The 18,654-nt window shown below is 32.5% G+C and carries 17 protein-coding genes and 2 pseudogenes; 11 read left to right on the forward strand and 8 right to left on the reverse strand.

Annotated elements, in window-relative coordinates:
- Positions 1 to 183: 183 nt before the first annotated feature.
- The gene (locus M3225_RS17795; RefSeq protein ID WP_013056409.1) at positions 184 to 384 is read right to left on the reverse strand and encodes a cold-shock protein; all 201 of its coding nucleotides are present in this window, start codon (positions 382 to 384) and stop codon (positions 184 to 186) included.
- 747 nt (positions 385 to 1,131) lie between these two features.
- Positions 1,132 to 1,758: a glycosyltransferase gene (locus tag M3225_RS17800; RefSeq protein ID WP_251395809.1), complete on the reverse strand. Its 627-nt coding sequence runs from the start codon at positions 1,756 to 1,758 to the stop codon at positions 1,132 to 1,134.
- 764 nt (positions 1,759 to 2,522) lie between these two features.
- Here M3225_RS17800 and M3225_RS17805 point away from each other — a divergent pair.
- Positions 2,523 to 3,317 (forward strand): annotated as a pseudogene (locus M3225_RS17805) (DUF2935 domain-containing protein).
- A 337-nt stretch (positions 3,318 to 3,654) separates the two neighbouring features.
- Positions 3,655 to 5,250, forward strand: a complete 1,596-nt coding sequence (locus M3225_RS17810; RefSeq protein ID WP_251395811.1) for an acetolactate synthase large subunit — start codon at positions 3,655 to 3,657, stop codon at positions 5,248 to 5,250.
- 329 nt (positions 5,251 to 5,579) lie between these two features.
- On the opposite strand, the gene M3225_RS17815 is transcribed toward M3225_RS17810, so the two are convergent.
- Together M3225_RS17815 and M3225_RS17820 are read right to left on the reverse strand one after the other, a co-directional pair.
- Entirely contained in the window at positions 5,580 to 6,143 is a 564-nt protein-coding gene (locus tag M3225_RS17815; RefSeq protein WP_251395813.1) for a hypothetical protein, read from the reverse strand.
- Between the two features lie 433 nt (positions 6,144 to 6,576).
- Positions 6,577 to 8,007 carry a PQQ-dependent sugar dehydrogenase gene (locus tag M3225_RS17820; protein WP_251395815.1) on the reverse strand — a complete coding sequence of 477 codons (1,431 nt, stop codon included), beginning with the start codon at positions 8,005 to 8,007 and terminating at the stop codon, positions 6,577 to 6,579.
- 342 nt (positions 8,008 to 8,349) lie between these two features.
- On the opposite strand from M3225_RS17820, the gene M3225_RS17825 reads away from it, so the two are divergent.
- The 4 genes from M3225_RS17825 to M3225_RS17840 all read left to right on the forward strand — a co-directional run bounded on the left by M3225_RS17825 (position 8,350) and on the right by M3225_RS17840 (position 12,074).
- Complete coding sequence (locus tag M3225_RS17825; protein ID WP_251395817.1) at positions 8,350 to 8,724, forward strand: cupredoxin domain-containing protein; 375 nt, start codon at positions 8,350 to 8,352, stop codon at positions 8,722 to 8,724.
- A 1,448-nt stretch (positions 8,725 to 10,172) separates the two neighbouring features.
- Positions 10,173 to 10,775, forward strand: coding sequence for a hypothetical protein (locus M3225_RS17830; protein WP_374109834.1), 603 nt, complete (start codon positions 10,173 to 10,175; stop codon positions 10,773 to 10,775).
- Positions 10,776 to 11,034: 259 nt separating this feature from the next.
- Complete coding sequence (locus M3225_RS17835) at positions 11,035 to 11,553, forward strand: YfiT family bacillithiol transferase (RefSeq protein ID WP_251395819.1); 519 nt, start codon at positions 11,035 to 11,037, stop codon at positions 11,551 to 11,553.
- A 293-nt stretch (positions 11,554 to 11,846) separates the two neighbouring features.
- Entirely contained in the window at positions 11,847 to 12,074 is a 228-nt protein-coding gene (locus M3225_RS17840; RefSeq protein ID WP_251395821.1) for a GNAT family N-acetyltransferase, read from the forward strand.
- On the opposite strand, the gene M3225_RS17845 is transcribed toward M3225_RS17840, so the two are convergent.
- A complete protein-coding gene (locus M3225_RS17845; protein ID WP_251395823.1) occupies positions 12,033 to 12,455 on the reverse strand; it encodes a hypothetical protein in 423 nt (140 codons plus the stop codon). The genes M3225_RS17840 and M3225_RS17845 overlap by 42 nt on opposite strands.
- 653 nt (positions 12,456 to 13,108) lie before the next feature.
- Between M3225_RS17845 and M3225_RS17850 the strand changes: the two genes are divergently transcribed.
- Entirely contained in the window at positions 13,109 to 13,408 is a 300-nt protein-coding gene (locus M3225_RS17850) for a hypothetical protein (RefSeq protein ID WP_251395825.1), read from the forward strand.
- Positions 13,409 to 13,610: 202 nt separating this feature from the next.
- Here M3225_RS17850 and M3225_RS29630 read toward each other — a convergent pair whose 3' ends face one another.
- The gene (locus M3225_RS29630) at positions 13,611 to 13,757 is read right to left on the reverse strand and encodes a recombinase family protein (RefSeq protein ID WP_285885705.1); all 147 of its coding nucleotides are present in this window, start codon (positions 13,755 to 13,757) and stop codon (positions 13,611 to 13,613) included.
- A gap of 507 nt (positions 13,758 to 14,264) precedes the next feature.
- Between M3225_RS29630 and M3225_RS17855 the strand changes: the two genes are divergently transcribed.
- Both M3225_RS17855 and M3225_RS17860 read left to right on the forward strand, forming a co-directional pair.
- Complete coding sequence (locus M3225_RS17855; protein WP_251395827.1) at positions 14,265 to 15,119, forward strand: malate synthase; 855 nt, start codon at positions 14,265 to 14,267, stop codon at positions 15,117 to 15,119.
- A gap of 75 nt (positions 15,120 to 15,194) precedes the next feature.
- Positions 15,195 to 15,364: pseudogene (locus tag M3225_RS17860) on the forward strand (EamA family transporter); the annotation flags it as partial.
- A 278-nt stretch (positions 15,365 to 15,642) separates the two neighbouring features.
- Here the strand turns inward: M3225_RS17860 and M3225_RS17865 are convergent.
- Positions 15,643 to 16,428, reverse strand: coding sequence for a PLP-dependent aminotransferase family protein (locus M3225_RS17865; protein ID WP_308215757.1), 786 nt, complete (start codon positions 16,426 to 16,428; stop codon positions 15,643 to 15,645).
- Positions 16,429 to 16,452: 24 nt separating this feature from the next.
- Here M3225_RS17865 and M3225_RS17870 point away from each other — a divergent pair, with 24 nt between their 5' ends.
- Entirely contained in the window at positions 16,453 to 16,761 is a 309-nt protein-coding gene (locus M3225_RS17870; protein ID WP_308215758.1) for a DMT family transporter, read from the forward strand.
- 195 nt (positions 16,762 to 16,956) lie between these two features.
- Here M3225_RS17870 and M3225_RS17875 read toward each other — a convergent pair whose 3' ends face one another.
- On the reverse strand, positions 16,957 to 17,541 hold the full coding sequence (locus M3225_RS17875; protein ID WP_251395829.1) for a YitT family protein: 585 nt from the start codon (positions 17,539 to 17,541) through the stop codon (positions 16,957 to 16,959).
- A 684-nt stretch (positions 17,542 to 18,225) separates the two neighbouring features.
- Here M3225_RS17875 and M3225_RS17880 point away from each other — a divergent pair.
- A complete protein-coding gene (locus M3225_RS17880; RefSeq protein WP_251395831.1) occupies positions 18,226 to 18,372 on the forward strand; it encodes a hypothetical protein in 147 nt (48 codons plus the stop codon).
- The last annotated feature ends 282 nt before the right edge of the window (positions 18,373 to 18,654 follow it).

The following is an 18,654-nucleotide window of genomic DNA, read 5'->3' on the forward strand; positions in this document are numbered from 1 at the left end:
AGTCATTATGTAAAAAACATGAAAAGATACTCTTATACAGTCGACAAATATCCAAGTACCTTTTTCTTTGAAGAAGAATTAAAAAAACATGAACTATAATTATTGTTGAATAAGTTTTGATATAAAAATCTTTTTAAGTAAAAACAGACTCTGAAGATAGAGTCTGTTTTTTATTATGGTTTCTTATGCTTTATTTACGTTTGTCGCTTGTGGTCCACGTTGCCCTTGTTCGATATCAAAAGTCACTTCTTGACCTTCATCCAAGGATTTAAATCCTTCCCCTTGGATAGCTGAGAAGTGCACAAACACATCTTCTCCACCTTCACGCTCGATGAATCCAAAACCTTTGTCAGCATTAAACCATTTCACTTTACCGTGTTCCATTTTTTGTTGCCTCCTAGAATATAGAAAATAAACCAGATTATCATTAAATCTAGCTTATTTATTATATTATCCCAATAGAGACATCTTAAACTTAAATTAATTTGATCTTTCTAACTTTCTTTATCATTGCTCACTTCACTAAAAGGTGTTTAAGGTATGACTATATACATCATAATGAGGTTCTTGTGCAAAAACTTCAAAATATTTATAAGTGACCTTCTAAACATGGAAATGATGGAAGATCGAAGATTAGCCATTGCCCACACAATCATTATGTGCATTGTATTCATAAATATGAACCTAAATTAGATGAGAGAGCACAATGGGACCGGTCTGTCCAAAAGAAAGGGAAGTTCACTCAAAAAATTTTTGAATAGTGGCGTAAAAATACATTCTATTAGATAGGAATCTATATACCTTTTTCATATAAATACAACCTTCGCACTAGAATCCGTAAACTTCTTTACAAATAAAAAATGACGCCGTTTTAGGCGCCATTTTTTATTTGTAAAGAAGGACACACTCTATGCACGGGCGGTACTCTTAACACATCGTCTTGATTTGATAATACCCAGTGTTTAAATTTAATAAACCTTTGGGTATGACGATTTATGCAGAATATCTACATGTACCTTTTCAGTGAACATAAGGTTTCTTAGAGGCATCAAGCAAAAGAACCCTTACAGGTGCAGTTTTTCATGAAGAAATTTCAAATAATCTCCAGCATTCTACTGGAGATTATTAAGATTATTTATTAAACTTCTCTGGAAACTGTTTCACAACTCCTGCAGATATAGTGTCTGCCATTAAGATAATATGTGAGACTCCTTCATCAATTGCAACGATTCTTGCTTCCCAATCTTTTTCTAAGCTTGCAAATAAATCATTTGTCACTAATTTTAGATGCATATACAGTAATTTTTTCAAATCTTCATTTTTTAAATAAGGGTTAGCCTGGCTAAGGAACGCTGCTATATCATCAGCATTTCTATACCATTCTTTGTTTAATTGATTCACCAAGGCTTTCTTTCCCGTTTTAGCCGCATCTACAATCTTGCCAGCAATCACAATATGTTCCTTAAGCAAATCCGTAAGTTTGTTCCCAGCTTTCTCTCCGTATATCGGCTTCACAGCATTCCTAATATCTTCTTGATTTTTTAATAACCTTGCCAACACCTGTTTTTGGTCTTCTGATCCTGCTGTTGTTGCACTTGTAATATAATTACTTGTCCACAATATATGATCCATCCAAAGTCTTCTGAATTCATTTTCAAACTTTCTCTCAGATTGACTAATACGATGTTCTTGTGTTTCAGCGACAGCACTACTTGGTTCAACTAGCATGTTTAGCGAAAATAACAAAATAAATCCCATTCATAATAATTTTTTCATAAAAGCTGCTCCTTCTAATTTAAATGATCCGTCTTATTATTTGTATATGGGATTTTTTACATTCCTCAGAATGTTACTTTCTAATAATAATTCTTTATAGAGTACTGCCAGACTCCCAATCAGCTCACACGAATGAAGGGTTACAGAGGATACCTTTCTATAAGGTGATAGTAGAGAATTCGAAATTCTAGGCTCTTGTATTTATATATTCATAAATATTATTGCTTGTCTCATATGCTTATATAAAACTCTAGAAGAAAAAGAGGTGAAAAATGTGAAGCATATGCTAATGGTATGTAATCAGCATGTGAAGGAGGGACTTATTGGTCTTGAAACCCCCCATGTAAAGAAGATTCACTACTCTAAATGCACCTGTTCTTTTTGTGATAAAAAGGCTGAAATAAAAATCTTTTATTCCATCCCTCAAAAATATAGTAAAACCAATTTTACAGTATAAAGAGCCTAAAACCCAGCCTGTTTTTAGCAAAAAATAACGCTGCAATACTCGATTTACATTTGTTGATCTATTCCTGCTATTTAGTATTAAAAATCAAAGAGAGCTAATTAATATATCTTCTTTTTATACAGCAGTTCCATTCATCTAAATAATATATCGGATATAAGAATATATTGAAAAAGCTCAAGTCTGAAAAGATTTGAGCTTTTTTATGTCAGCCTAAGCATGTCCAGACATAAAGCAGAATAACTTAGAATGAAACTAATTGACAATTGTAGGAGGGTTAATAATGACTAACGCATTTGTTGCACGATCCTTAGATGAAATTCGTTTTTGGTCAAGGATTATGAAGGAACACTCATTGTTTCTTCGATTAGGTTTTAGATGTGAGGATACACAATTAATTCAGGAAGCAAATCAATTTTATCATTTGTTTGAAGAAATTGAACAACGGTCTCATTCATTTACTAATCAAACAGATCCGGAGCAAATGAAAAGATTCAATTCAGAAGTTCAACAAGCAGCTACAGGTATATTTGCTTTTAAGAGAAAAGTTTTAGGTTTAATCTTAACCTGTTAACTACCAGGTTCAAATAACTTTCCTCTGTTGGTTGATCATATTAGTAGAGAAGCTAATTATTTTAGAAAGCGATTAATTGAATTAAACGAAGGGAAACTGAAACCACTCGCTGATGCTATTATTAAGGAAAATGTCTTCTTTTTAAGAATTATGGCTGATCATGCCCAGTTTATAGGCCATCTTCTTGATCCATCAGAAAGAAAACTTGTAGATATGGCGAGAAACTTCAGTCATGGTTTTGATCAATTGGTTTTTCAAGCAAGAGATTTAGAGTCTATGAAGCCTCAATCTCAAACGGTACCTCTTTTAGATCAATTTCTTGATCAGAATCGTGTTTCAGTGGCTTCCCTTAGAGACTTTAAAAAAACAGCAAGAGATTTAATTGAGGAATGTAGAATTAAAAGTATTATTCATCCTCTTTTAGCTGATCATGTTTTTCGAGAGGCTGAAAGGTTCCTTCATATTATCGATATGTTTGAAAAGAGTCTTCAAGCACAAAAATAATACATTGATGTTTCCTCTTTACAAATCTTAATAACTTAATTTAAAAGGCTTCAGCTTTTGAGGGAGCCTTTTTTGTTAATTAACAAAGAAAAAGTCATTGGGGCGTACTTTCATTACGATTTTTTTGACTCATCCAATTATTTATATATTATCTAAAAAATGCACTTAACATAGGAGCCTAATGGTAACACTATAAACAATAATTAGTGAGTATTATTTCATTGCATATATTTAGGATCTAGGCTAGTTAAAACTAGAAAAGAACGAGATAAAGATTAATGAGCTATTCCTTTCACACAAGCTTGTCAGAATACTATCTAGAGAGAGGTCGGACAATATGAAAGTAACGGATACACTTGTTCAATGTTTAGAAAATGAGGGGGTTGAATATATTTTCGGAATACCTGGTAAAGAGACCTTGGATTTTGTTGATTCTTTATCCAACTCTAAACAGATTCAATTTGTGAATGTGCGGCATGAGCAAGGAGCTGCTTTTATGGCAGATGTATACGGAAGATTAACAAACAAAGTAGGAGTATGCTTATCAACATTAGGCCCTGGAGCTACTAATTTATTGACAGGTATATCTAGTGCAAAGCTAGACCACTCTCCTGTTGTAGCATTAACGGGACAGGCTGCTTTGGGAAGACAACATAAAGATTCACATCAATATATGGACATTATTAAAATGGTGGAACCGGCAACGAAGTGGCGTGTTCAAATAAAAGATTCACAAACGCTTCCTGAGGTTATTCGAAAAGCATTTAAAATTGCACAAATGGAAAAGCCAGGACCCGTAGTAGTAGAATTGCCAGAAGACTTAGCAACTCAAATCGTTCCCATTAAACCTATTTCACCTACATCTATACCCGTAAGCATACCTATATTGGAGTCAATTCAGGCTGCCAATACTCTTATTAAGCAGTATGAGAGACATTTTGTTATTATTGGTAACGGCGTTGTCAGACAGGGAGCCGTGGATGAGCTTCAAACATTTATTGAACGCCTTCAATCACCGGTTACCCATAGTTATATGGCTAAAGGTGTGTTATCTAAAGATCATCCAAAAAATTTCTTTACGTTTGGATTTAATGAGAAAGATGAAGTGTTAGCAGGCATAAAGGAAGCTGACCTACTTATTGTAATTGGGTTTGATTTTGTCGAAAAGTTACCCAAAGAATGGAACACGGAAAAAACACCAATTTTACATATAGATACTTTACCGGCAGAAATAGATGAATATTATCCTATAGAAGTCGAATTGGTTGGAGATATAAAGCAGACTTTACGAGTAGTCAATCAGCTGGATATCCCTTCTAAACCATGGATACCCTCTGGTAATCTCCAGAAACAAATTAAGCAATCTTATCACATTGAAGAGAAAAAAATAGATAGCAATTTGCTGCCTTTGACAATCGAGAATATCTTGCATATTATTGACAAGCTCTCTTCAGAGGAAACAATTGTGATTTCAGATGTGGGAGCTCATAAAGTATCTATAGCCCGAACTTATCAACCCAAAAACCCTAACAAGCTCATTATATCAAATGGTCTAGCTTCCATGGGTATTGCTTTGCCAGGCTCAATTGGAGCTAAACTAGCCTGCCCTAATGATCCAGTTATTTGTATTACTGGAGATGGAGGAGCTTTAATGAATTTTGCTGAAATAGAGACGGCAAAGCGCTTAGGGCTTTCATTCATCATTATTGTTTTAAATGACTCTACATTAAAAATAGAGCAGGAAATGATGAACAAAATGTTCGGTAAGAGCTATGGAGTAACTTTTACAAACCCAAATTTTGTCCAATTGGCAACCAGCTTTGGAATTAAAGGAGAACAGGCAAATAGTTTAGTCGAATTTGAAAATATAATAAAAAGAGCCTTAAAACGGTCAGATGAGATTGTCCTAATTGACGTTCTTCTGAAAAGCTGATTGCGGTTTCTTCATTATTTTAACGAGGATTAGAATGGCAAGTTTCTTCTAAGAGTAAGTAAAAATAAAGACATTTACCAGATACACCAGGTGGCAAACCTGCATCAAAAGTAGGTCATCGTGTATCTAGGATTCATCCTAAAGCGGGAAAGGTTACGAAATTTGCTATAAATAAGACAGGGCTTAGTGCTTTTGCACATAAGGAGTGTACTGGAGACACCAATTGATGTTACCTGTGGAAAATAAAATGGATATTATTTACTTTAGAACCTATAAATCACCTGGAAGAACTGAACGAGTTATCTCTGTTACAGGGTTAATTTAGAGATTCACAATGAAATAAACGTTTTTAATTTTTTAAAATAAGCTAAGCTGAGTTCAACCCAAACCCAACTATAAAGGAAAGTAAATAACAAAATAAAGCCAGTAGTAGAAAGAGAAAAATCCTTGGAAATCATCAGACCTAGTACTGGAAATTTGAAAACATATAATAAAGTAATAATCCCAAGAGTTAATAGGGTAGCACCACTTATAATAATGTACAATCTCTTTTTAAAAAAGTAAAAAGCAACTCCTATGCCTATTCCCAATATTCCTGTTGTAAAAGGAAAAATAATAAGTTCACTTGGCTGGATAATCAGAAGAAGCAGATTTGTTAGTATATAGGTAATAAACCCTAGAGGGAGCGAAATTATAAAACAAAAAAGAATGGGTGCAGTAGATAATGGACTAATGAAAATTCCTATTCCTGGTAATAAACCTCCTGTTGATTGGAAAAGGGCTGCTAAGCTGGCGAAAAGAGCGCCTAATACAAGCTGCTTAGTTTTAGATAATCTATTAAAATAAAGCTGCGCAGATTTTACTTCATTTGAAAGAGATTTTAAAAAGTACATGAATTTCACCTCGGTTAACTGTTATTAAATTATAAGGGGTTAAAGAGAGAGTTAGAACATTGTCCGATATGTCAGCTTTTACATGTAATATGTCTATATTGTTCTTTTTGAATATATGAGGAAATTAAGAGGGAGGACTAATAAGTCGCATTTACCTTTACAGGAATAGGTCCTAACCAACAAAATGAATATCTGGATGCTATCCATGCTGTATTGCAAAAAGGGATGGCAGATAAATGGGTCGTATTCGTTAAGATAAACTTCTTTATCTTGCTAAAGATATGTACTGTAGCCCATAAAATGAATTATTTTATGGGCTTTTTTATTTTCTAGAAAGTTCATTTGCTCATTCCTTTAAAAAATAGCTGTTGAAAAAATTAAGCTATAATTTTTGGAAGAAAATTAATACCCACTCAAATTTTATAAATATAAATCATGGAACAATTTCAAAAACAGTACCTTGATTAAAGTCAGACACTTTCATAGAGCCATAAACTCCTAAATAAAGCCTGGTTTGATCCAGGTTCGTTCCCAAACTAACGTAGTAAGCTGATTGAGAACCAAAATTATAATCAATTTCTACAACACTAAAATCATTTAGCTTATAATCTGTACCTGCCCTGGTATAAGCTAAAACTCCTCTAACTGGAGATTGAGATTCTTTAACCTGGGCAATATCGGTAAACATGACGCTTCCTGTTAAGCTAGGGATTTTATTTCCCATATATGGCTGAACTCCTGTAAGAGAGGTTCCTCCAAATTTATTGGGACGGGGATCTTTATGAAAATAACTAGTTAAAGGCTGAAGACGTCTCGCTGAAGTTTTTACTGCTTCATTGTAATAAGCAATTATTTTCTCATCCAAAGCCGGATTTTCAGAACACCTTCTTATAAACGAAGTAGGAAAATTTCCTTCCCACCCCCGCCAGCCAAGGTTAATAAATCCTTCTTGACTAGGTTTAGCTTTCATTAAAGAAGCCTGAATAAGTTGCGGAACAGGTATTGGTTTATAATGAACGAATGAAAAAATTGACTCTACCACGTCCTGTCCAACATTTCCCACATATTTGATATACTGATTATAAAATCTTTGAAATGAAATGCCCGTTATATTGCGAACTCCTTTGGCAATGAGCGTAAGGGTTTCCTGAATAGGTGAGGGGAGTTCATTAAAGCGTGTAACTACAGGTGGATTATGGATGAATATATTCTTACTTACATCAATTTCAATTATTTTCCCATAAATCTCCATATCATCCTGGCTTAAGTTAAAGGGGTCATATCCTGATCCACCATCTCCAATTGTTAAGATAAGTTTTCCAGTTTCAGGTGAAAAGTTTAAGCTGTTGACACCATTATGATTAAAAAATGGTCTTCTTAAGTTAAGTAACGTCCGTCTTTTTTGAGGTTGACCATTTGGTTGGAAAATCCATTCTTCCACTGTATCAATATGGTCATACTTAGTTTCTCTATTTACCCACCTTAGGTTTGAAGTTTTAGGATCACACGGGTTAGGCTTAAAATGTTCGGAAAGTGCACCTGGTCCTTGTGTTCCAGCTACTGAGTAATGAAGATAAAACAGACCGTTATAATAAAATTCTGGATGAAACGCTAGCCCTAGCAATCCCCGTTCATCATATCCCCCACGAGAAACACCTGGTTCAGAAGTACCTAATTTTATGATTCGTGAGCGAATATCTAAAAAAGTCCGTATAGCTTCGTCTCTTATGTAAAAGATCTCTCCTACTTGGGTTGCAATAAATAAGCTTTCAAATGAGTCACCCGGAAGTATAGTTGTTTTCAAAACGGTAGGTAAATTTATCTTACTAACGATAGGCCGTAAACTAACCTTAGCTTTTATCAACTAACTTGACACTCCTTTTTATTGTTTTCTCTTATAAGAATATGATTGGAACTGTTCTATTAGTATCAATACTATTTTATAAAGTTAGGCAATTTAATTGAGAGACCTAATTGAGAGACCTAATTGAGAGACCTAATTGAGAAGCTTCTTTCATAAAACTTATCCATTCCTGATTACGCCTGCTATTTTCTTCTCTTAGCACTCATGATTCCCCAACTTTCCTAACTATTTGTACTTTCCGGAAATTGTGATTAAGGAAAAAATAATACTTAATTCACAAAAAATATTGATATTATTTTATGAATTGGAAAAGAATATGGCTTATGAAAGGAGTGATTGCAAATGTCTATGAAAAAGTGGTTAACGGGATTAGTCGTTTTGTTTGCGGTCGTTATGGTTGTGATAACTTCAGGTTCACTCGGCGTTTTGGCCGAATCCGACGTGGTAACACAGAAAGCGATTGAGGTTCAGTTGAACGATGATTACTTTAATCCGGAAGTCGTCACTATCCCGAATGGAAGAACAACAACATTGATATTGAAAAATGAAGGTCAGAAAGAGCACACCTTCACAGTGGAAAGGCTCGGAATTGACGCTGAAGTCCAGCCGGGAAAAGAAAAAACCATTACTGTAAAACCACAAAATCCTGGTACATATGAACTGATATGTAGGTACCATTTCAATAAAGGAATGGTGGGAAAAGTGATAATCAAATAACAAGCAGGGCCCATCGGTCTCTGCTTTTGGAAGTGAATATAGCATAAATTCTTAGTTAACATAATGTGAGTTTTACCGGAACAAAAAAGCTCTTCTCGCCTATATGAATATGCCATGAAGAGCTTTTCATTATCTATAATTATTTTCTACGGGTGCTCCTAAATCATCTAGATCCTGGCTTATATTTAAAATAATTAAATAATGACACTCTCCTTTACGTTTACCTAAGTTCACTACTTGATGAACTTCAACAGTATCATTTACATACTCCCTAGCTGCTTCGCACATTTCTATCAATGTACTGCCAAAAAAGGTATCAATAGCCTCTTTAGTCACTTCGATAATTTTGTATGTAGTTATAATTGGCTTGTTTCTTTTATCAGTTGTTACAGCGAATATTTTTGATGCTGTAATTAAGATTACTGTACCTATTTTAACTTTAGTTACAATCCTCGGGTTTATTTATTCTTTCTTTATCAAAGGTAAACAGAAAATCCCTTTTTTAACATTACATTTTGTTTCTTTATGTGCTATTTCATTTGGTATATATCTTACTGTTAGTTTTCAAGGATTTACACCTTAGGAAATATTTACATATAAAAAAGAATCCTTTGCTGATATTGGCAAAGGATTTTCAAATTTATTGGAATAGGGGGAATACGTTATTAGTCTGTCCAGTTTTATAGATTAATATACAGGAAAGATAAAATATTTATCATTTGTAAATAAATCTATTTTGCTAAATGGTAAGATACATTGTTTAAAGTAATAAAGTAATTTAAGTAAATGTTAAAGTGTTTACGAAATATAAAAAGTTTTACTATTTACACTTAGTGTCGGCAAATTGGTTGTTTTTCTATAAAGAGAGTAATAACTAACCCCGTTATTTAGCTATGTAAACGAGTTGAATTTACTTATTAAAAAGAAAAATGAATAAAAATTCAGTTCTTTTGGTCTGGTTATTTTATTGATTATTTTGGGCCTTCTTTATTATAAAAAATAAAGAAGATTGCCTTCATATCACATAAATAAAGATCTAAACTATTCTATTTGGAATAAAAATCATTATAAAATTCAACAAATAATATTTATCTCATTATTAAATTGAAATTTATGTAAAAAAACCAATAAATTTTATTAACTTGAAATTTGGTAGTATTGGCATTTCATTATACTTCGAATATTCATTATATTTAACATGCAGAAATATGTATTTGGTTTTTTCTGTATATAGCATATTAAAGTTAGGGGGGATTAGGATAGCTGGTTATAAACGTCCCACTGTAAAAATAGAAAAAGTACTAATATAAGTAATAAAAGTGGGATTCATCCATTGGTTTACAAGCCGGTATTGGCTGTTCCATCAAGATTTTACGCAGGGACTGTTAACATCAGTCCACTTTTTCCTACTAAAGTATCTAAATTAAAATAATACGGGAGTGAAGAATTTGCGAGTAAAACTTTGTCTTTCCGCACTATGTTGTCTTTTTGCTGTGATGGGATTTATACCAGTGTCTACGGGCGCGGCGTATGCAGAAAAAGAGTATACAATTAAATCGTACCACTATTTAACTGTGGATGGAAAAGATGTGAATTCCCAGGCTAAAGCGAATAACATTTCCGACACAGACATAAAAGTAACCATGGTTCTACCTAAACAGAATAAAAATGGTGATTGGTTGGCGTATGGATTTACGAGCAGGGAAGCTTTGAACGCATTTATTGAAAAAGATAAACAGAAACTTCAAAACAAAGTCACTATGATGGGCAGTGGTTCCTGTTGTACCGATTTCTATGAGTCTAAAAATAAAGGTGGACAGTATATTTATTGGAGAGACGGGTTTAAAAACTTGCCCTCCAGCTGGAATGACAGAATTTCATCCTTAAGTACGGCATCACCTTCTTCAAGCTATTCCACGACGCTGTGGGAGCATACTTCATCTCAAGGGTATGGGAAAGGAGTTTCCTTTAGACACTCCGATTGGTATGGTAAAACTGCTAATATGGCTTCGGACTGGGACAACAAGGCTTCTGCAATCGAAATTAAATAATAGGTGATTGCCAACGGCAAGGCTAAAGATTTTCGAAATCACTATTCTCTCATCCATTTAGAAGAAATGGGAGAATAGTGATTTTTTGTTAGTATCGTTGCTTGATTCCTGAAAAAATCCATTATGTTAACAAGGGTTGTATACGGTATTCATGATTTCCAGTACTTTATCTGAATGAATAAATTCCAGATATCCTAATTTACACATAAGTAAAGTTGTTATAATAGATATTGGTAAAAATAGAAAGGGGCGAAGAAATATGTTTAATCAATATCCTATTGGAAAATTTAAAGTGAAAGAAAATATCCAGAAAGACGATATTCAAGGTTGGATTAGTGACATTGGAGATGCACCAAAACAATTAGCTGATGCTGTAGAAGGACTGACAAAAGAGCAATTAGCTACCTCTTATCGAGAAGGTGGTTGGAAATTAAGTCAAGTTGTACACCATTTAGCTGACTCACATTTAAATGCTTATATTCGTTTTAAATTAGGTTTAACAGAGCAAGATCCTACTATTAAGCCATATGATGAAGTCGCCTGGGCAACTCTGCCTGATAATGATTTACCTATAGAAGTTTCCCTCCAACTTTTTTCAGCCTTACATAAGCGTCTTCATAAATTGTTAAACTCACTTGATGAAAAAGATCTGAGGAAAATTGTCCAACATCCTGAAAACGGTGAAATAACTATTGAGCAATTGATAGCTACTTATGCTTGGCATGGAAAGCATCATATTGCTCATATTACAACATTAAGAAATCAAAAAGGATGGTAAAATTACATTCAACATATGTTACATCTAAAAAAGCTCTTTTTAAGAGCTTTTTTTATTAGTACCTATAATCGTGACTATGGTAACTGATTTTTTATATTCTATTCACTTTTCGTATTAGCATTCATTGGCAAGAAAAAGAATAAACAACATAACATTTTCTTCCTGTGATAGCATTAATTCAAGTGAATTCATAAATAAATTGGGCTGGGATCACAATGACAGTTCGTTTAGTAAAAGGATCAGGTTATTATGTAATATCTCCGTTAATTAATGATTGGTGAAGCGGAAGACAAATGTCTAACTTGTTGCCAAAGCTTTTTTTTGATTATTTTAAAAATATTAGCTTTATTGTTGAAGAAGAGAGTGAAATTATAGGCTTTTTAACTGGATTCTTATCTCAGTCTTACACGAATGAAGCATATATTCACTTTATTGGAATTCATCCAGGGCACAGGGGAAAAGGTATGGGGAAACAATTCTTAGTGTTTGCTCATATTGAGTATCTTAGTAACATTGTTTAAATGCTTTTCTGATTCTTCTAACCTTTTTTGAGTATTTACTAAAGATTTTTGAACAGATAAAACAGATGGAACTTTAATATCTTTGGCTTCTGTACATACTAGATGACCTATACCGCCCTGCCATTTAATCGTACATTTGAAATACATAAATAACTTGTTAATTGTTTGTAAAATGAGATATTGGGTTACAGGATGAGAATTAGTACTCTGTGACAGCAATAACATTGCTTTATTTCGGTCTTCTTTATAAATAATATTCCATATGCTAGAGGTAGGTTGAAAATATGAATGAGTTATATTTGAAGAATTTAGAATTGTGCCATCTTGCTTAATTTGAAAATAAGGAACAGGAATCCATTTAGCTATACTACTAATGTCCATGTTCTAGCTCCTTTAAATTAATGAATTTTTTTACTTGCGACAATATGTGTCTAGAGCAGTCATCATGGTGAATTAAGATATATATATAATACATCTTAAAAGCTAAAAAAACTACCCTATCTAAATCTAAAGGTGTTCCGAAAAAACACATTATGTTAATTAAGTTTGTAAATGCTATAAAAGAAGAAGACCTTATTAAAGGTCTTCTTCTTTTATGGGATTTAAGATTATATATAAAGCTTCTGAAGTACTATCTATATCCTCATACGGTGAAACATTTTCATCAACAAGTGTAGTCAATTGAAAGCTTTGAGTCCTTTAAAATAAACTAATTCAATTAATCCAGGTATAACATGGGTAATGGTGCTATCTTCATATTGAATTAGAGTACTAAGCATTTTTTTAATTTCGGTTATACTCATAAATAGACTAGCCCTTTCTATTATGAGGAAACTTCAGGTACAAAGAGACCAAATAATTTATTTGTTCCTTCCTCCACAATAACATATCAATATGGAGAAAAATATCTTCCTGCATAGAAAATCACGTTAGAGTAAATGGGAATAAATTACACATCGAGATAAAAGGTAATTGTTTCCTGTTCCAGTGTGTATTATAGTGAATGTGCGGTGCTAAAAATAGGAGGAAATCATATGGCGAACTTTTTAAAAAATGCTTTAAAAGTATCAATAGCCTCTTTAGTCACTTCAATAATTTTGTATGTAGGTATAATTGGATTGTTTCTTTTATCAGTTATTACATCAAGTGCTTTTGTTACTGTAATTAAGGTTACTGTGCCTATTTTAACTTTAGTTACAATCCTAGGATTTATTTATTCTTTCTTTATCAAAGGCAAACAAAAATTCATCTTTTTATCGTTACATTTTGTTTCTATATGCGTTATTTCTTTTTGTGTATATCTTTCTATTGCACTTCAAGACTTTGCACCTTGAGTATCAATTACATATAAAAAAAGAATCCTTTGCCCATATAGGCAAAGGATTTTCAAATTTAAGGGAATAGGGGGAATACGTTATTGGTCTGGCCAGATTTGTAGATTCATATACATACAAATTTAAAAATAAATCTTGTAATCGATTCTACTTATATAGAAATCTACCTTTCCCATAATTCCCGTAATTCGATAAGTAAATACTAAAGTATTTTATATATTATTAAAGTTTTATCATTTACACTTACTGGCGACAAATGTCTCGTTTTTCTTTGTTTCATTTGATTTTGTATAGCATTGAACATATCCCTTGAGATAATAGCCTCGTGTGTATTACTAATAATGTTCATGTCTTCCTTTGCTTTTTATGCTTTTTACTTGTAACACTTACTGTAGTAGTACGCTCCTGAACTAAGTCTCTAACTTAATAAGGGTTAGTTAAGAGATTAGTTTAATCGTGGAATCATTCTACTTATCACCGGTAATCAAGTGGTTATTTATAGCGGGTTTCTAGAAGTTTCGAGACTTTTTGGAGGCCTTTGTTTCATAGCTATTTAAAGTAATTATAGATAATAAAACTTCATTTTATCTCACATTAAAATATATTGTCAATAAAATTTTGTAATATTTTCAAAAAATGTTATAATAGTTTTACAATTGTTTTTGTTGATCGTATTTTGAATTCCGCTTTATTTTTTTGTAGCTAGAATTATGGACACGTTTTTTCAATATCCTTGTTTAAACCGAAGAAAAATTAAAACAGTTGTGTGAGCTTGAAAGGTAAGTTAGTTGAATAAAATTATCAATTTACTATCTAATAGTAACCGAGTTTTTATTCTACAAGGAGGTCTAGAATAATGAATCTAATTAATAAGAAAGTTACACACAAGCATTTTGGCACGGGTAGTATAGTTAAATATAATGATTCTAGTATTGAAATACATTTTGCATCGGAAAATAAAAAGTTTGTTTTCCCCGATGTATTTGGAAAGCACCTAAAACTGCATGATAAAAGTGTTGCTAATTCACTTGAACAAATTATACAAAAAAAGGAAATGGAACGAAAGGAGGAAGAATGGAAGAAGGAAGAGGAAAAAAAACTACAACGAAAAAACCAGGAACTTCGCTGGGGACATGAAAAACTTATGAAAAATCATAAACTTCATCCCGAATCACAAATGGTTTTTTGGTGTGACAGAGAAGAACAGAATAGTTCTTTTTCAGAGTGGAAGGTTTTTTCAGGCGTAATAAAAAGTGGTAATAATAAGGGGAAGCCAACTAAACCCATCCGCTTGCACCAAAATAGCGCTGTCTTGTTAACAGCAATAGATTCCAGCATGCCTGAAAAAGACAGACGTATCTTAGGTGTCTATATGGTGAATGAAGATTTTATCGGTAAGCTTTGTGAAGATGGATATATTCCTGCTCATTCAAAATACAGACTCCAACTTACAGAGCAGGAATCGGATCAGATGCTTTTCTGGGAATATTATGTAAACGGAAAATTCCCAGAAAAAATGACGTGGAATACAGGTAAATACCGTTATTTTGATAATTCATGGATGGCTCAAATGTTGCTTGATATAGTTTCGTTAAAAAGTGATCCAAAGGAACGAGAGCAGGCACAACAATTTTTTGAACATTTTTGTAAAATGAATCTGATAACAGCTCAAGAGTTACCAAAGCCTAATGGCGCATTAATGCGTATTTAGACGTTAGCTCAAAGATAATAAGAATGACAGGGGACTGATACATTTTTCCCACCTATCACTAATGGCGAACAGTGCCTGGCTCTGTTTACTAATAAGAGTGTAAATAAATCAGATCTTCTTGCAGTTATTTTTCTTAGTGTTTTGGTGTATTTATTAACCAATGGTCTTTTTTTAGAGGCTTACAAACAGCTGATCCCACAACATCTGCTTTAATTTTGGCAACAACACCTATTTTAACAGGGTTGTCCAAAACTTAAGAAAATAGTATGGACTAGTATTATGTAACTTGGCCATACTATTTTCTTATATAGTGAGCAAACTACTCAAGATGTAATCAAACATCGACTCATACAACTTAACATTTGTTACAGAAAAAACCTACCTCTTTTGACTGGAAAGAGATAGGTTTTTTCTGTTTTTGAGCTGTATATACTATACATTATTCCCTCTATAAATTGAGTAATATCAAGGGTTTATAGGGGGAAAATAAAATATAAAGGACACGTGAGAAAAATATACATCATTACAAGAATAATACTTTTAAGTCTCTTCTTTTTAAAGCACTTGCAATTTTTTTGACTCCTTCTTCAACTCGGTGATTTTCAACATTTGAAACATTTAACTTTAAAACCCGTTCTTTGTAAAAGTTGGCTAGATAATTACTTTCAACTGAATCCAAATATACATGCTGTTCATGTAAATGATGAATAAGTGACTTCATATTTACTTGTTTAGGTAGCAAAATATGACCGTGCATAATTATTTCTGATGATGATTCGTAATTAGCCAGATGATTTTGTAGTGGTTGATGGAGAACTTTTGCACGTTTATGGTAAATACTACTTACTTTTAATTTATTATGTTCAAACATACCACTTTTTATATAAAGATATAGTGCAGCTTGTGAAATCATAGAGCTATCTATATCCGTTGTCATTCTGGATTTTTGAAAGATGTTAAGAATAGTGGTAGGAAGAACAGCTAGACCAATTCTTAAACCCGGAAACATGATTTTTGAAAAGCTCTTTAAGTAGATAACTTGTTCTTTGATATCCTCTGCAAAAAGAGGATCATTCTTTGTGCTATATTCAAAATCTGCTAAATAATCATCTTCTATAATAAACACATTGTATTTATAAGCTAACTGTAAAATAGCTTCCCTGTCCTTTTTGCTATATGACGTTCCTAAAGGATTATGAAAGCGTGGCATTGTATAAAAAAATTTAATCTCTTCTTCATTGAATATTTTTTCTAATTGCTTTAGATCAATACCTTGTGCTGTACGTTGATTGGATTTATTATATTTAATGGGTTAGCATTGACAAATCATCTAATGAATAACACTATCCATCAATTTATACAGCCATTTGTTCATCTGGATTTTGTGATTGCAATTGTCTATCTGGGTTTATTATCATCTTTAGTTACGTCCTATCTTTCTAATTACGCCTTATCAAAAATAGAAGCATCTAAGATGAGTGTTTTCAGTAATTTTGCTACACTCATTACAATCTTAGCAGGAGTGATTTTTTTGAAAGAACAATTTCATCTTTATCATTTAGTCGGATCAATTATCATTATTACAGGGGTCATTGGTACAAATTACTATAGCACAAAAGGTAAACACAATGAAAAAGCCTAATTTCTTTTTAGAATCTACAAAGTGAAAATCCAAAAAAATATATAAGTCTAGTTTCCATAATGGATTCTCTAGGAACCAACCATAAAAAAGAACCCTTTGGTCAATCTCAGAGTTGTTGTAAGGGCCTTTTAAATTTATAAAAGTCAAGAAGGTGCAAAAAACGGAGGATAGAAGATACTAATTTTATAATCCGAATTATTCTTTTTTAGTAATTAAAGAAGTCGTCAATCCACCTATAAAAATTGTCGAACATGAAAAAAGAAACGTTTTAGGACCTAATAAAGGAAGACCTGCTGTGATGATAAAACCATCTATAATTAAAATAACCATTCCTATGTTTAGAGAAAAAGCCTTTGATATAAGTTGGGCTAGTAAATCTGTTCCTCCAGTGCTTGTCTCGTATCGAAGCATAAGACCAACCCCCGTTCCAATACATATCCCTCCAAGAATCACACTAGGAAAAACAGAAAGTTGAAACTGATCTTTAATAGGTTCTAACCAATCAATCAATAAAGAAGAAATAACTAACCCATAAAAACTATTATAAAAATAAGTTCTTTCATAAACCCAAGCAAACCAACATAATGGAAAACCCAAAATAATAATCATTACACCTGTAGGAAATTCAAAATAATAGTGAAGGATAAGAGCAATTCCAATTGTTCCTCCATCTAACAAATAATGAGGAACTAAAAATCCATTAATTCCTATACTTAATAATAAGCTTCCAACAAGAATAACCGGTATTTTTCGAAAAATAATAATCACCTTTTTATTCAATTTATCTCTTACTATATGTATAAGCTTTGGGTACCTGTCATGAATGTTTTTTATCACAAAAGCTCTTAGAACAATTTATTCTAAGAGCTTTTTGATTTTATAGATCAGGGAGATTTAAAAAGTTTCCTATTCAGAGTCAAAGCATATAATTTAAAAAGGAACTCAACGCACCTACAAAAATAACCCTTGAATGCACTTATTCATGGGTTATTTATACTTTTTATATGAATTAAAACATCGTAACCAGAGCAAACTACTCAAGACGCCATGAGGCATCAGCGAAAATCCTTACTGCAATAGAGCAGAAAAAACTACTGATCCCTGTTCAGTAGTTTTTTCTTTTTATTTTGTTAACGATAATAATTATTTTAACATCTTACAATAGATTTAAATATCTCGTCCGTAAAAGTATAACTAACGGAAGAGAAGGAGCATAAACTCGTTGGAGACCAACAGGTTTGTGCTTTTTTGCTACATGTAACATGTTTTATGCAAACTAACTTTGTATACGGTATATCGTCATATTTAATAAGAACGTTTACTTCATGAGACCTTGAATATGACCATAATAACTTATGTTAAGAGTTACAGTGAAATGAACTTTACCTTGATATTATTCAATAAGAAACATAATTCTTAATAAAGTGGAAAATGATAGTAGTAATCTTATAAGGAGGTTAGATGATGAGAGATCATGATGATCAAACGAGCGAGGGGTTAAATCAAATATTTGAAATCATCAATGCAAAAGGGGATACAGGAGAATTAAATCAAATACTGAAGAAATCCAATAACGATCTTAATCAGGACAAAGGCGATACTAAAACATAAAACAATGAACAAAGTGCTTTTTATTTTTCTATAAATTAACCCTCTCCTCCGTAAAAGTATAGTTTATAGTCATTGTTCACGCCTTTCTAATTATGTAATTGTATCTAATTCACTAATATTATCTAAGTAAATCCATTTAATTGATTGTATTTCCATATTTAATGGTCGGCATTTATTTGATAAAATAATTTTCGACAAACCCTATATTCATTATCCGATATTTATACTTTGGGGTTTTTTATGAAAGCTCACTTAAAAGGCATGTGTTTTAATACGCATACC

The organism is Priestia aryabhattai (assembly GCF_023715685.1).
In the GTDB taxonomy this organism is placed as follows: domain Bacteria; phylum Bacillota; class Bacilli; order Bacillales; family Bacillaceae_H; genus Priestia; species Priestia aryabhattai_B.

Bases quoted from the DNA above. Each gene is read 5' to 3' on its own strand.
- M3225_RS17845 (WP_251395823.1), bottom strand. From the start codon at position 12,455: ATGGACATTAGTAGTATAGCTAAATGGATTCCTGTTCCTTATTTTCAA.
- M3225_RS29630 (WP_285885705.1), bottom strand. From the start codon at position 13,757: ATGAACATTATTAGTAATACACACGAGGCTATTATCTCAAGGGATATG.
- M3225_RS17825 (WP_251395817.1), top strand. From the start codon at position 8,350: ATGTCTATGAAAAAGTGGTTAACGGGATTAGTCGTTTTGTTTGCGGTC.
- M3225_RS17880 (WP_251395831.1), top strand. From the start codon at position 18,226: ATGAGAGATCATGATGATCAAACGAGCGAGGGGTTAAATCAAATATTT.
- M3225_RS17840 (WP_251395821.1), top strand. From the start codon at position 11,847: ATGTCTAACTTGTTGCCAAAGCTTTTTTTTGATTATTTTAAAAATATT.
- M3225_RS17855 (WP_251395827.1), top strand. From the start codon at position 14,265: ATGAATCTAATTAATAAGAAAGTTACACACAAGCATTTTGGCACGGGT.
- M3225_RS17835 (WP_251395819.1), top strand. From the start codon at position 11,035: ATGTTTAATCAATATCCTATTGGAAAATTTAAAGTGAAAGAAAATATC.
- M3225_RS17850 (WP_251395825.1), top strand. From the start codon at position 13,109: ATGGCGAACTTTTTAAAAAATGCTTTAAAAGTATCAATAGCCTCTTTA.
- M3225_RS17810 (WP_251395811.1), top strand. From the start codon at position 3,655: ATGAAAGTAACGGATACACTTGTTCAATGTTTAGAAAATGAGGGGGTT.
- M3225_RS17800 (WP_251395809.1), bottom strand. From the start codon at position 1,758: ATGGGATTTATTTTGTTATTTTCGCTAAACATGCTAGTTGAACCAAGT.
- M3225_RS17815 (WP_251395813.1), bottom strand. From the start codon at position 6,143: ATGTACTTTTTAAAATCTCTTTCAAATGAAGTAAAATCTGCGCAGCTT.
- M3225_RS17870 (WP_308215758.1), top strand. From the start codon at position 16,453: ATGAATAACACTATCCATCAATTTATACAGCCATTTGTTCATCTGGAT.
- M3225_RS17795 (WP_013056409.1), bottom strand. From the start codon at position 384: ATGGAACACGGTAAAGTGAAATGGTTTAATGCTGACAAAGGTTTTGGA.